This window comes from Enterobacter sp. 50588862, from assembly GCF_001462935.1.
Lineage (GTDB): Bacteria > Pseudomonadota > Gammaproteobacteria > Enterobacterales > Enterobacteriaceae > Enterobacter > Enterobacter bugandensis.
In genome coordinates this window covers 360,265-372,381 of the sequence record NZ_LNHM01000007.1, presented here as the reverse complement: position 1 = coordinate 372,381, position 12,117 = coordinate 360,265, and the positions used below count along the sequence as shown (strand labels likewise).

14 protein-coding genes are annotated in these 12,117 nt (G+C 53.1%); 4 read left to right on the top strand and 10 right to left on the bottom strand.

What is annotated here, in order from left to right; translation table 11 throughout:
• Nucleotides 1-47: 47 nt before the first annotated feature.
• From tcyN to APT89_RS02155, 8 genes are all read right to left on the bottom strand, one after another.
• Entirely contained in the window at nucleotides 48-800 is a 753-nt protein-coding gene (gene tcyN / locus APT89_RS02190) for an L-cystine ABC transporter ATP-binding protein TcyN (RefSeq protein ID WP_028013676.1), read from the bottom strand.
• Complete coding sequence (gene tcyL / locus APT89_RS02185) at nucleotides 797-1,465, bottom strand: cystine ABC transporter permease (protein ID WP_028013677.1); 669 nt, start codon at nucleotides 1,463-1,465, stop codon at nucleotides 797-799. Before tcyL ends, tcyN begins: the two co-directional genes overlap by 4 nt.
• Nucleotides 1,466-1,486: 21 nt before the next feature.
• Nucleotides 1,487-2,473, bottom strand: coding sequence for a D-cysteine desulfhydrase (dcyD, locus tag APT89_RS02180; RefSeq protein WP_060571693.1), 987 nt, complete (start codon nucleotides 2,471-2,473; stop codon nucleotides 1,487-1,489).
• 106 nt (nucleotides 2,474-2,579) lie between these two features.
• The gene (tcyJ, locus tag APT89_RS02175) at nucleotides 2,580-3,380 is read right to left on the bottom strand and encodes a cystine ABC transporter substrate-binding protein (protein WP_028013679.1); all 801 of its coding nucleotides are present in this window, start codon (nucleotides 3,378-3,380) and stop codon (nucleotides 2,580-2,582) included.
• An 86-nt stretch (nucleotides 3,381-3,466) separates the two neighbouring features.
• A complete protein-coding gene (gene fliZ / locus APT89_RS02170; protein WP_060571692.1) occupies nucleotides 3,467-4,018 on the bottom strand; it encodes a flagella biosynthesis regulatory protein FliZ in 552 nt (183 codons plus the stop codon).
• Between the two features lie 54 nt (nucleotides 4,019-4,072).
• The gene (locus APT89_RS02165) at nucleotides 4,073-4,792 is read right to left on the bottom strand and encodes an RNA polymerase sigma factor FliA (RefSeq protein ID WP_014170714.1); all 720 of its coding nucleotides are present in this window, start codon (nucleotides 4,790-4,792) and stop codon (nucleotides 4,073-4,075) included.
• Nucleotides 4,793-4,921: 129 nt separating this feature from the next.
• Nucleotides 4,922-6,127: a flagellin lysine-N-methylase gene (gene fliB, locus APT89_RS02160; RefSeq protein ID WP_045631536.1), complete on the bottom strand. Its 1,206-nt coding sequence runs from the start codon at nucleotides 6,125-6,127 to the stop codon at nucleotides 4,922-4,924.
• A gap of 62 nt (nucleotides 6,128-6,189) precedes the next feature.
• A complete protein-coding gene (locus APT89_RS02155) occupies nucleotides 6,190-7,014 on the bottom strand; it encodes a flagellin N-terminal helical domain-containing protein (protein WP_047362882.1) in 825 nt (274 codons plus the stop codon).
• Between the two features lie 399 nt (nucleotides 7,015-7,413).
• Between APT89_RS02155 and fliD the strand changes: the two genes are divergently transcribed.
• Genes fliD through amyA form a run of 4 tightly spaced genes read left to right on the top strand, consistent with a single transcriptional unit; the run spans nucleotide 7,414 to nucleotide 11,184 of the window.
• Nucleotides 7,414-8,838 (top strand): flagellar filament capping protein FliD, encoded by a 1,425-nt coding sequence (fliD, locus tag APT89_RS02150; RefSeq protein ID WP_045631645.1) that lies wholly within the window; start codon nucleotides 7,414-7,416, stop codon nucleotides 8,836-8,838.
• Between the two features lie 21 nt (nucleotides 8,839-8,859).
• Nucleotides 8,860-9,264: a flagellar export chaperone FliS gene (gene fliS, locus APT89_RS02145; protein ID WP_045260346.1), complete on the top strand. Its 405-nt coding sequence runs from the start codon at nucleotides 8,860-8,862 to the stop codon at nucleotides 9,262-9,264.
• A gap of 5 nt (nucleotides 9,265-9,269) precedes the next feature.
• Nucleotides 9,270-9,644 (top strand): flagella biosynthesis regulatory protein FliT, encoded by a 375-nt coding sequence (fliT, locus tag APT89_RS02140; protein ID WP_045260347.1) that lies wholly within the window; start codon nucleotides 9,270-9,272, stop codon nucleotides 9,642-9,644.
• Nucleotides 9,645-9,696: 52 nt separating this feature from the next.
• Nucleotides 9,697-11,184 (top strand): alpha-amylase, encoded by a 1,488-nt coding sequence (gene amyA, locus APT89_RS02135; protein WP_047367839.1) that lies wholly within the window; start codon nucleotides 9,697-9,699, stop codon nucleotides 11,182-11,184.
• Nucleotides 11,185-11,286: 102 nt separating this feature from the next.
• Here the strand turns inward: amyA and yedD are convergent, their stop codons facing one another.
• Together yedD and fliE are read right to left on the bottom strand one after the other, a co-directional pair.
• The gene (yedD, locus tag APT89_RS02130) at nucleotides 11,287-11,700 is read right to left on the bottom strand and encodes a lipoprotein YedD (protein WP_045260349.1); all 414 of its coding nucleotides are present in this window, start codon (nucleotides 11,698-11,700) and stop codon (nucleotides 11,287-11,289) included.
• Nucleotides 11,701-11,774: 74 nt separating this feature from the next.
• A complete protein-coding gene (fliE, locus tag APT89_RS02125; protein WP_013097729.1) occupies nucleotides 11,775-12,089 on the bottom strand; it encodes a flagellar hook-basal body complex protein FliE in 315 nt (104 codons plus the stop codon).
• Between the last annotated feature and the right edge of the window lie 28 nt (nucleotides 12,090-12,117).

Below are 12,117 nucleotides of genomic sequence, written 5' to 3'. Positions count from 1 at the left end.
ATAATTTGCTCCAGAAGAACTTTCTGGAGCAAATGAGTACATAAATGCTACTGCATAAGGAATTTTTCCAGGAACTGACGGGTTCGCGGCTGCTGGGGGTTAGCAAATAAGCTTTTCGCCGGTCCCTGCTCCACAATCCGCCCCTGGTCCATAAAGATGGCTCTGTCCGCCACGTCGCGCGCAAAGCTCATTTCATGGGTCACGATAACCATCGTGCGTTTTTCCTGCGCCAGCTGGCGGATGGTGTTCAGCACCTCACCCACCAGTTCTGGATCGAGCGCGGAGGTCGGTTCATCAAACAGGATCACGTCAGGGCGCATCGCCAGCGCGCGCGCGATGGCCACGCGCTGCTGCTGTCCGCCCGACAGGCGGCGCGGATAGCTGGTCTCTTTCCCTGCCAGCCCGACTTTGGCGAGCAACTCGCGGGCGCGTGCCGTCGCTTCCTCTTTGGGCTCACCTTTTACAATGACCGGTCCTTCAATAATATTTTCCAGCACCGTGCGGTGCGGGAATAGATTGAAGCTCTGGAACACAAAGCCAACATGCTGACGCAGGCGGCGAATCAACCCTTTCTGCTGGCTGATGGATTTACCGGCATCAATCGTTATCTCCCCAACCCGAATGGTGCCCCCTTCCGGCTGCTCAAGCAGGTTGATACTACGCAGCAGCGTGGTTTTCCCCGACCCGCTCGGCCCAATAATCGCCACGACTTCTCCCTGCTCAACTTCCAGGTCGATGCCGTGGAGCACCGTTTGCCCGTGGAATTTTTTCACCAGGTTTTTGACGTCAATTGCACTCATTTTGGATCACGCTCCTGGCGGTTAAGCTGGTTTTCAAAGTAGTTTTGCAGAGCAGACAACACCGTCGCCATCACCCAGTAGATCAGCGAGGCGGCCAGATACATGGTGAAAACTTCAAGGGTGCGCGAGGTAATGAGCTGCGCCTGACGGAACAGCTCCGGCACCTGAATGGTTGCCGCCAGAGAGGTATCTTTTACCAGGCTGATGAAGCTGTTGCTCAGCGGCGGAAGCGCTACCCGCGCCGCCTGCGGCAGAATGGCGCGTCGCAGCGTCTGCCACGGCGTCATCCCGATACTGGCCGCCGCTTCCCACTGGCCTTTATCAATCGACGAGATCGCCGCGCGCAGGGTTTCGGAGGTATAGGCCGCCGTGTTAAGCGACAGGCCAATCATCGCCGCCGGGATCGGATCCAGCTCGATGCCGAACTGCGGTAAACCGTAGTAGATCATAAAGAGCTGGGCGATAAGCGGCGTACCGCGAAACACGGAAATATAAAAGCGCGCCAGCCAGCGTACCGGCAGGATGGGCGACATGCGCATTAAGGCCAGTACAAAGCCCAGCACAAGACCGAAGAACATCCCGCCGATACTGAGCTGTAGCGTGAATACCGCACCTTTCAGCAGGAATGGCAGGGAATCAATAACCAGTTGAATACTTTCTTGCATTATTATTTTTCGACCTGATTTTTAGACATGAGGATGATAAGCAAACAGCGCGGGCGCCCCGCCGGTGTGCACAAATAAAATCGGCCCTTCATCCTTAAAGCGTTTCTGCGCAATGCCATCGATAAGCCCGGCCATCGCTTTACCCGTATAGACCGGATCGAGCAGTATACCTTCAAGGCGCGCCAGCAGCTTAACGGCTTCCATCCCCTCTTCATTAGGCGTGCCGTAGCCCGGCGCAAAATAGTCATCCCAGAGCAGGATCTCGGCCCTGGCCTTCAGCTCCAGTTGCTCTGCCATCGCCTGTTGCAGCGCCACTACTTTTGGCTTCTGGTCCGCGACGCTGCGGGAAACCGTCACGCCAATCAGCTCGACATCCGGCAGAAGCTGTTCCAGCCCCACCGCCAGCCCGGCATGCGTGCCCGCGCTTCCGGAGGCGACAACGACTGACGAGAGGCTAACGGCGCCCTCGCACTGCTGGGCGATTTCCAGCGCACTTTCCACATAGCCCAGCGCGCCCAGCGCGTTCGAACCGCCGACGGGAATAACGTAGGGGCGGAAACCCTGCGCTTCCAGACGCGTGGCCAGATCGTCGAGCTGCGCGGTCGGGTCGGTCAACGCATCCACCATCTCCACCTGCACGTTAAACAGGTCTAAAAGCAGGCGGTTACCGTTGGTGAGATAGTTTTCCGCCCGCGTGCCAATCGGGTTTTCCAGCAGAGCCACGCAGTGAAGACCGAGTTTTGCCGCCACGGCGGCCGTCTGACGAACATGGTTGGACTGAATGGCCCCGGCAGTAATAAGCGTATCCGCGCCTTCGCGCAGCGCGTCGGCCGCCAGAAACTCCAGCTTGCGCAGCTTATTGCCCCCCATCGCCATCGGCGTCACGTCATCGCGCTTAATAAAAATATCGCGTCCCAGATAATCAGAAAATCGCGGCAGGTACTCCAGCGGCGTCGGCGCGCCGATAAACTCCAGACGGGGAAAGCGCGTTAAATTCTGTAGTGACATGGACTCTCCGGTAACTCAGACAAAATGTGATATTTTTCATTATGCACGCAGACGCGTAAGAAATAAAAAAGGCGCTTTTAAAAGCGCCTTTTTCCAGGTCACCGACTTATTTGGTGACGTCTGCTCCGAACCACTTCTCAGACAGCGCCTTCAGGCTGCCGTCTTTCTGCATGTCAGCAATCGCGGAATCAATGGCTTTCACCAGATCCTCGTTGCCTTTACGGACGGCCACGCCGGATTCCTGACGAGAGAACGCATCACCCGCTACTGCCAGGGTATTATTGGTTTTCTTCACCAGATCCAAAGCGGCCAGACGGTCAACCAGAATGGCGTCGATACGGCCTACGCGCAGGTCCTGATATTTCGTCGGGTCATCATCATAGGTGCGGATGTCCACGCCCTGAACGTTCTGGCGCAGCCACTCTTCGTAGTTAGTTCCCAGACCGACGCCGACTTTTTTGCCTTTCAGATCGGCAGCGGATTTAATGGAGCCTTCGTTGCCTTTCTTCACCAGCGCCTGAATACCGGACACGGTGTACGGCGTGGAGAAGTCATACTTCTTCTTACGCTCGTCAGAAATGGTCACCTGGTTAATCACCACGTCAATGCGTTTTGAATCCAGCGAGGCCAGCATACCGTCCCATTTGGTCGGTTTCAGGGAGGCTTTAACGCCGAGGTGCTTCGCCAGTTCTTCTGCAAATTCCACTTCAAAACCGGTCAGCTTGCCGTCATCGCCCTGGAAGCTGAACGGAGGATAGGTTCCTTCCAGCCCGACCAGCAGCGTACCGCGCTCTTTTACTTTATTCAGCAGGTTTTCTGCAGCGAACGTTTTCACGCTCATGCCCGCAACCAGCGCGACAGCCATAACACCCATCAGCGCCTGACGACCCAGAAGTGCAAATTTCATAAATACCCCGATATAGTGGAATTTTTACGTAGTGTAGAGAAATCGCCTGCAACGTCAAAGGCGACTGCGCTACATCTTATTCTTTTTTAATATATATCAGAAGTTGTTCCGGCGAGCGCTTTCTGCTTCACGGAACCCGGCATTTGCACCTTATATTGCGCATACTTGCGCAGCGCAATACGGTAGTTGTTGGTGCTGGTTGCAGGCAGCCACGGCTCCAGATTTTCTTCCAGGTAACCGGTCTTCAGCAGATCGCGAGATATATTGTTAACGCTCAGATGCTGCCCAAGACGGCGCAGGCGAACCACATATTCGCGCACGGTGCCGTGGCTCATCTCCGTTTGTTCAAACAGGAATTGTTTGAAGCCGATGATATCGAAGAAGTCGCTTTGCTCTTTGCAGTGGAGATCGCCACAGAAACGGCAAAGCGCCACCCACTCTTTTTGCTCTTCGAGCCACGCGGCTTCATCCATTAACGTGTCGAGGCGAGAGATAGCGATTTTATTCACGATCTCGCCGCGGCGAACCAGCGTGATACGATCGAGTAATTTGTTACAGTGGGCGCAATGCGTCTGGCTGTGTTTAAAGTCTTTCAGGTAGCGGCTTAAAGGCCGTCTTTTAGATTGCTGCACCGTCATGATAACTCCTGGTTGTCAATACGTTGTGCGGCATTTTTCGGGTGATTGGATCACCTATAACTTACCCAGTTTGGTTCGTAAGCGTTTAATGGCCTGGCTGTGCAGCTGGCTAACCCGCGACTCCCCCACCTCCAGAACCGCGCCAATCTCTTTGAGATTAAGCTCTTCCTGGTAATAAAGGGTCAACACCAGCTGTTCGCGCTCGGGCAGAGCTTCAATCGCTTCCATTACGCGCTGGCGTAAATTCCCTTCCATTAAATGGTGTAACGGGTTTTCCTGCTGGTGCTCGTCCGTCACCAGCTCGATGCTATCGCCATGCTCTTCGCGCCACTCGTCATAGGAGAAGAGTTGGCTATTATTGGTATCGAGCAACATCTGACGATACTCTTCAACAGCAATGCCAAGACGTTCCGCCACTTCGGTTTCCGTTGCGTTGCGTCCCAGTTCCTGTTCCAGCTGCCCCATCGCATGCGCCACTTCGCGCGCGTTGCGGCGAACGCTGCGCGGCACCCAGTCGCGGCTGCGCAGCTCGTCCAGCATCGCACCACGAATACGCTGAACTGCGTAAGTCGTAAATGCCGTTCCTTGCAGAGCGTCGTATCGGTCAACTGCATTCAATAACCCGATACCGCCCGCCTGTAGCAGATCGTCAAGTTCCACGCTCGCCGGCAAACGCACCTGGAGGCGCAATGCTTCGTGACGCACCAGCGGGACATAACGCTGCCACAGCGAGTGTTTATCCATTACACCTTCAGCGGTATAGAGTGAATTCACGATAAACAGCCCTGCGTTAGTTGAGTTATCGGCATGATTATCCGATTCTGCAGGGCGTTCAATTGGATGAAAAAGGGGGATAAAGTGAGGTTATTCTGAGGTTGCCCGCAGCAGGGGCAACTTTTCTGACTAAATTAACAGTTGTAACAATGAAAGATCATCGCCCAATTTGACGCTATCTATATGTTGATGAAAGAGCTTTCCGGCTTCCTGATTATGCTGGCTCAGTGAGTGGAAGCTGTAAATAACGTCAATAATATTGTCTTGTTCAATTTTCCCCGCCGCGATGGCCTGACCGGCAAGCAGCGATTTGAGAAAATAGAACTCCGCAACGATTAAATAAAGATTATTCAGCATGCTGCGGCCATTGCTCTGCGGGAAGCCCTGCTCCCAGAGCTTGTATTTAAAAAAGTTCTTAAACAGGTGATCGTTTGCCGCTATGTAACCGCCCGCCACATCGCGCCAGACGGACTCGATGTTTTCCATGACCTTTTCTGCCGAAACGGTGTCATCGACAGATTCAAACTGTTTATAAAGCTGATCAAAATAACGGTTTAATACGGCGCCACCGCGGGCCGTCGCTTTCTTCGTAAAGTAGCTTTGGATGAGCGAGATTAACGCGAATTTCAGGCTGTAGTTCTGATTAAACCCGCCTAACTCCGTCTTGATTTTACCGCTCACCAGCTCGTTCACCAGCGAATAATAAACCGTTTCGAGCGTGCTGATATTCTCTTCCAGGTTTTCGAGCTTTTCAGCCACCATGAGGAATTTAACCACGGCATAAACTTGTTCTTCAACGCTCACCGCTTCAACGCTGAAGAGGTTCTGGCAGAAGAGATTGATGACCTTAATCTTCAAATCCATCGCTGGCGCATTATTCACGTCCTGCTGAACGCTGATGGATTCCATCATCGACATCGATGCCCGATCATTCAACAGCAGTCGAGTGACTTCCGGACACGAGAGATTAAGTGATTTTTCAATTTCATTTTTATAGACCCGGTTTGTCCGCGGGAACGTCGAACAGGTCGGGCTTAAGGCCTGAGCGCCCATGGCGCTATGAATAGAACAGAGCTTTTCCGTATCCATAAACGGGCAGTTTTTACTTTCCGTATGGAAAATCACTTCGCCCCAGTTGCCGTACTGTTTTTTTGTGACTTTTATCGCCGTTTTCGCAGTGTGACGAATGGCGGCATTTTTACTGTTCAGATAGCGGTTAACGGAGGATTTATCAAACGCGATGGTCCAGCCCTGACAACAATGTTCACGGCATTCCCCACCGACACAGGAAAAATCTGCGACCAGTTTAGGCTGGGTAATAACGATCTGTTTCACGGGCGGATCCTCAAAATTCAGAGACAAAAAAACCCCGCCGAAGCGGGGTTTGATGCGTAAAATTAACGCAGCAGAGACAGAACGGTCTGTGGAACCTGGTTTGCCTGGGACAGAACAGAAGTACCAGCCTGCTGCAGGATCTGCGCGCGAGACATGTTGGAAACTTCAGTTGCGTAGTCAGCGTCCTGGATACGGGACTGAGCAGCAGACAGGTTGTTAGAGGTGTTGTTCAGGTTGTTGATTGCAGAAGTGAAGCGGTTCTGCACAGCACCCAGACCGGAACGAGCGGTATCAACTTTAGCGATAGCTTTGTCAATGGTGTCCAGATCGGTCGCAGTCATTGCTTTCAGGTCGATAGCGTTCACGCCCAGAGTCGTGGTGTCAGCTTTAGCACCGCTCAGGTCCAGATCGATGGTGTCGCCGTCGTTCACGCCAACCTGAATTTTAACCACGCCAGCAGTACCTGCAGAACCGTCCAGCAGTTTGATGCCGTTGAAGTCAGTTTTGCTGGCAACACGGTTGATTTCAGCCAGACGAGCGGTAACTTCATCCTGCAGAGAAGCCAGGTCAGAGGTGCTGTTGGTGCCGTTGCTTGCCTGAACAGCCAGTTCACGAACGCGCTGCAGGTTGTTGTTGATTTCGTTCAGGGAACCTTCAGCAGTCTGCGCCATGGAGATACCGTCGTTGGCGTTACGTGCTGCCTGAGTCATGCCTTTGATCTGAGCGGTCATGCGGTTTGCAATCGCCTGGCCAGCGGCATCATCTTTCGCGCTGTTGATACGCAGACCTGAAGACAGACGCTCAATAGCAGTGCCCAGAGAAGACTGAGATTTGTTCAGGTTGTTCTGAGTAGTCAGGGACAACAGGTTAGTATTGATAACTGCCATAATTTTCTTTCCTTCAAAAATTGGGTTTTAGGTCCGGTGCCTAACACTCACAGCGTCTCTCACCGTCAACAAGGTTATCGACGGGTCCCGAAAAGACTTTAGAATCAATTTCGAAAAAATTATAACTCAATGATTATTAATGGTTTTATTTTTTAAAAATCAATTAAGGTTCATCATAAGGTTATTATTTACGGCTTTTTATTACGCGGGATATGCCAAAAATGGCACACACTTATCTGTGTTATTGACGAACTAAAAATCGTCCCAAAGTGCAATCGTTTCATTTAACGCGCCAGGACATGCCTATTCTTTGGATTATTTTTTTCTCACCATCGTAAACTTTTACTATTCGAGGCCGATAAGAGTCCTGAACTACTTTCGTATTTAAGGAAAATATGCATGGCTACTATCAGTAACCTCGGGATAGGTTCTGCAGGACTCGGGGAATTATATAATCAGTTGGATGCAGCAGAACGAACCAAGCTGACGACGATTACTACCCAGCAATCAACGTATAACGCACAGTTAAGCGCGTACGGCAAGCTGCAGAGTGCCATGACCTCGCTGCAGACTGCGACCGCTGCGCTGGGTAAAGCGACCACATGGAACTCAACCGCCGTAAGCAGCACCAACACGGCCTTTACGGCAACCACGACCGCAGACGCATCCGTCGGCTCTTATGTGGTTAATGTCAACCAGGTGGCAAAAGCACAGGCGCTCACGACGGGCTCCTATGCCACCAACACGGAGCTGCTGGGCGATACGACCGGCACGACGCGTAAAATTACGATTACCCAGCCGGGGACAAAAACGCCTTTAGAGGTGAACCTTGCCGATGGCGATACGTCGCTTGCCGGGATCGCGAGCGCGATTAATAAAGCGAACGGCAACGTCACCGCCAGCGTAATCAAGGCGAAAGACGGCGATTACCGCCTGATGCTCTCCTCGAAAACCACCGGTACGGATGGCGAGATGACCATCAGCGTCACCGGGGACGACAAGCTGCAAAGCGTAATCGGCTACGACTCAACCGCCAAAACCGGCGCGCTGGCGGTAAATACCGCGGCCCAGAACGCGATTGTCGTTGTGAACGACATCAAGATTGAGCGTCAATCGAACACCATTTCCGATGCGTTGCCGGGGATGACCTTCACCGTGAAGGCAGAAAGTAAAGCGGACGAAATGCTGGAAGTGACGCGCGCTACGGACGCAAACCAAAAAGCCGTAACGGACTGGGTAACCGCGTATAACTCGCTGCAGTCCACTATTAACAGCCTCACCAAATATGTGCCGGTCGACGCAGGTTCTGGCAGCCAGTCCACCAGCAACGGCGCGCTGGTGGGTGATGCAAACGTGCGCGGGATCCAGTCTCAGCTGCGCGGTCTGCTGACCGAAGTTCAGGCTGGCTCCGTTCAGATCATGGCTCAGCTGGGGATTACCCAGGATCCGGTGAAAGGTGCAGACGGTACGGTCGGTAACCTCAAAGTGGATTCCGATAAGCTGAAAAAAGCGCTGACCGACAACCCGACCGCCGTACAGCAGTACTTTATCGGTGACGGAAAGAAAACCGGTCTGGCGACCCAGATGAACAACACGCTGACCACCATGCTCAGCACCAGCACCGGCAGCGCGGGCGTGATCCAGAACGCAAAAGACGGTATCAACAAAACGCTGAAAACCCTGGGCGAACGTTACGACTCTATGGAAGCCTCTATTGATGCCACCATGGCGCGTTACAAAGCGCAGTTCACCAGCCTGGACGTATTAGTCACCAAAATGACCAGTACGGCCAACTATCTGACCCAACAGTTCTCACAAAAATAGTCGTAGCCTTCAGGAGTGGATATGTATAAGACCTCTGGTGTTCAATCCTATCAGCAGATAGGAGTAGAAAGCGCAGTTATGAATGCCAGTCCACACCAGCTGATTGTCATGTTGTTCGACGGGGCGCATAGCGCCCTCGTCCGCGCGCGTTTGTTCATGGAAGCCGGACAAATTCGTGAAAAAGGCGAAGCGTTATCGAAAGCCATTAACATCATCGACAACGGTTTAAAAGCAGGACTGAACATGGAGGTTGAGAGCGAGCTGTCCAGTAATCTTGCCTCCTTGTACGAATATATGGTTCGACGTTTATTACTGGCGAACGTCAGTAATGACGTAGACGCAATTGTTGAAGTCGAGGGTTTATTAAACAACATTGCGGATGCGTGGAAGCAAATCGGCCCCAATGCGTCCTCTATTTCAGGATAATTTTGATGAATAATCCCAGCGCAGCGCTTAGCCACTGGCAGGCGTTACATGCTCAGAGCATTGCTATGCTAAATCTCGCACATTCTGGTCAATGGGATGCGCTTATTGAGCAGGAAATGCATTACGTTCAACTGGTGGAAAGGATTTCGCAAACGCCCATCATGTCATGCCCCCCGGCTCAGGTTGAGCAAGCGCGTGCGCTGCTGGAGATGATCCTCGACAATGAGAATACGTTAAAGGCGCTGCTGAAAGTGCGGATGGACGAACTGCGTAATCTCATCGATCAGACCGGCAAACAGCAATCCATCACCTCTACCTATGGAAAGCTGTCAGGGAATATTCTTTATCCAGAAAGTGTTACCCGCGACACACAATTATGATTTCTTCATCCATACTCCAGAAGTCTGCCATATGGCTTCTGGAGCACGGACGATGAAAAACCCCACCCTGTTACAATGCTTTCACTGGTATTACCCCGCTGGCGGTGAATTGTGGCGAGAAGTCACGGCGTTAGCCCCCAATCTTAATGAAATCGGCATCAACATGATCTGGCTGCCGCCCGCGTATAAAGGGGCTTCCGGCGGGTATTCGGTTGGCTATGACTCTTACGATCTGTTTGACCTCGGCGAGTTTGACCAGAAAGGCAGTATCGCCACGAAATACGGTGACAAAGCGCAGCTGCTGGAAGCCATCGACGCCCTCAAAAGCAACGAGATTGCCGTCCTGCTGGACGTGGTGGTTAACCACAAAATGGGGGCAGATGAGAAAGAGCCTGTCCGCGTGCAGCGCGTGAACGAACAGGACCGTACACAAATTGATGATGAAATCATCGAGTGTGAGGCCTGGACTCGCTACACCTTCCCCGCCCGCGCCGGGCAATATTCGCAGTTTATCTGGGATTACAAGTGCTTCAGCGGCGTCGACCATATTGAAAACCCGGATGAAGACGGGATCTTTAAAATCGTCAACGACTACACCGGCGAAGGCTGGAACGATCAGGTTGATGATGAGATGGGTAACTTCGATTACCTGATGGGCGAAAACATCGACTTTCGCAATCACGCCGTCACCGAGGAGATCAAATACTGGGCCCGCTGGGTCATGGAACAGACCCGCTGCGACGGTTTTCGTCTGGACGCCGTCAAGCATATTCCCGCCTGGTTTTACAAAGAGTGGATTGAGCACGTTCAGGAAGTCGCCGAACAGCCGTTGTTTATCGTGGCGGAATACTGGTCTCATGAGGTGGATAAACTTCAGGCCTATATTGACCAGGTCGACGGTAAAACCATGCTGTTTGATGCCCCCCTGCAGATGAAATTCCACGAAGCGTCGCGCCAGGGACGAGATTACGACATGAGCCAGATCTTCACCGGTACGCTGGTGGAGGCCGACCCGTTTCATGCGGTTACCCTTGTGGCTAACCATGACACTCAGCCGTTGCAGGCGCTGGAGGCCCCGGTCGAAGCCTGGTTTAAACCGCTGGCGTACGCGCTGATCCTGCTGCGGGAAAACGGCGTGCCGAGCGTATTTTATCCGGATCTGTTCGGCGCAAGCTATGACGATACGGGAGGGGACGGTGAAACGTACCATATTGATATGCCGGTGATTGAGCAGCTTCACGAGCTGATCCTCGCCCGCCAGCGTTTTGCCCACGGCGTGCAGACGCTCTTTTTTGACCATCCTAACTGCATCGCCTTCAGCCGCAGCGGCACGGAAGACGATCCCGGCTGCGTGGTGGTGATGTCGAACGGCGACGATGGCGAGAAGGTGATTTGCCTGGGAGAAAACTACGGCAACAAAACGTGGCGTGATTTCCTCGGCAATCGTGAAGAAACGGTCACCACCGCGGCGGATGGCGAAGGCACCTTTACCTGTAAAGGGGGAAGCGTCAGCGTGTGGGTGATTGAGGATGCGTTGTAGAACGGGAAACGTGCGGCCTGATGCCCTCACCCCGTCCCTCTCCCACAGGGAGAGGGCGCAAACACCAAAAACGGCAACGGGGTTGCCGTTTTGCTTTTACCCTTAGGGCAGTTTACTCTCCAGCGGATTCTTGCTCAGGTAATCCGCACATTCCACCGTTGGTCGGTCAACCTTCTGCAGCTCCATCCCGTCATATTCAAGCGTAGCGCCGTCGCGATCCAGCGGATAGATATCCAGCTTGCGTGTGACGTTGTAATAGCTGTCTGAACGCAGCATGATCTTACCCGGTACGGCAATCACGCGCTGCCACTGGCGGCAGTCCAGCGTATCGCCCTCTTCCGTCACCACCAGTGTGGCAATCGCTTCAGGGCTGACCAGACTGCTCTGCGGCCCTTTCGACTGCCAGTATCCCGCCAGGTTCGCCGGGACGGGATGCTTGATCACGTCATTATAGTTATCGACCTGAACGCACCCGGTCAGTGCCAGCAGCGCGCCAGCAATTGCTATTTTTTTCATCATCTTTCCTGCATTCGAAGAAAAAAATATTGTGGCATTAAAGCGCTGAGGCTACCAGCGAAGATCGAGGGGGCTTAAACCTGCATCCCCATCACTTCCTGATACGCCGACACCAGTTTGTTACGCACCTGGATCCCCATCTGCAGGGAAACCGAGGCTTTTTGCAAATCGGTCATCACATCATTGAGCGCCACGCCCGGCTCGCCGAGGGTGAACTTCTCCGCCTGCGTACGCGCAGCGGTCTGGGTATCGCTGATACGGTCAAGAGCGGCATGCAGTTGCCCCGCAAAGCTGATGGTCGGCTGCTGTTCTGCCACATTCTGATTACGGGCCGTCATCGCCGTTGCCTGCAACTGACTGATGACCCCTTCAATGCCCTGTATAGCCATGACTCTCCCCTGGATGGTTTTTTACGCG

Coding starts and splice junctions, on each gene's coding strand:
- tcyN (WP_028013676.1), bottom strand. CDS start 800: ATGAGTGCAATTGACGTCAAAAACCTGGTGAAAAAATTCCACGGGCAA.
- tcyL (WP_028013677.1), bottom strand. CDS start 1,465: ATGCAAGAAAGTATTCAACTGGTTATTGATTCCCTGCCATTCCTGCTG.
- dcyD (WP_060571693.1), bottom strand. CDS start 2,473: ATGTCACTACAGAATTTAACGCGCTTTCCCCGTCTGGAGTTTATCGGC.
- tcyJ (WP_028013679.1), bottom strand. CDS start 3,380: ATGAAATTTGCACTTCTGGGTCGTCAGGCGCTGATGGGTGTTATGGCT.
- fliZ (WP_060571692.1), bottom strand. CDS start 4,018: ATGACGGTGCAGCAATCTAAAAGACGGCCTTTAAGCCGCTACCTGAAA.
- APT89_RS02155 (WP_047362882.1), bottom strand. CDS start 7,014: ATGGCAGTTATCAATACTAACCTGTTGTCCCTGACTACTCAGAACAAC.
- fliD (WP_045631645.1), top strand. CDS start 7,414: ATGGCTACTATCAGTAACCTCGGGATAGGTTCTGCAGGACTCGGGGAA.
- fliS (WP_045260346.1), top strand. CDS start 8,860: ATGTATAAGACCTCTGGTGTTCAATCCTATCAGCAGATAGGAGTAGAA.
- fliT (WP_045260347.1), top strand. CDS start 9,270: ATGAATAATCCCAGCGCAGCGCTTAGCCACTGGCAGGCGTTACATGCT.
- amyA (WP_047367839.1), top strand. CDS start 9,697: ATGAAAAACCCCACCCTGTTACAATGCTTTCACTGGTATTACCCCGCT.
- yedD (WP_045260349.1), bottom strand. CDS start 11,700: ATGAAAAAAATAGCAATTGCTGGCGCGCTGCTGGCACTGACCGGGTGC.
- fliE (WP_013097729.1), bottom strand. CDS start 12,089: ATGGCTATACAGGGCATTGAAGGGGTCATCAGTCAGTTGCAGGCAACG.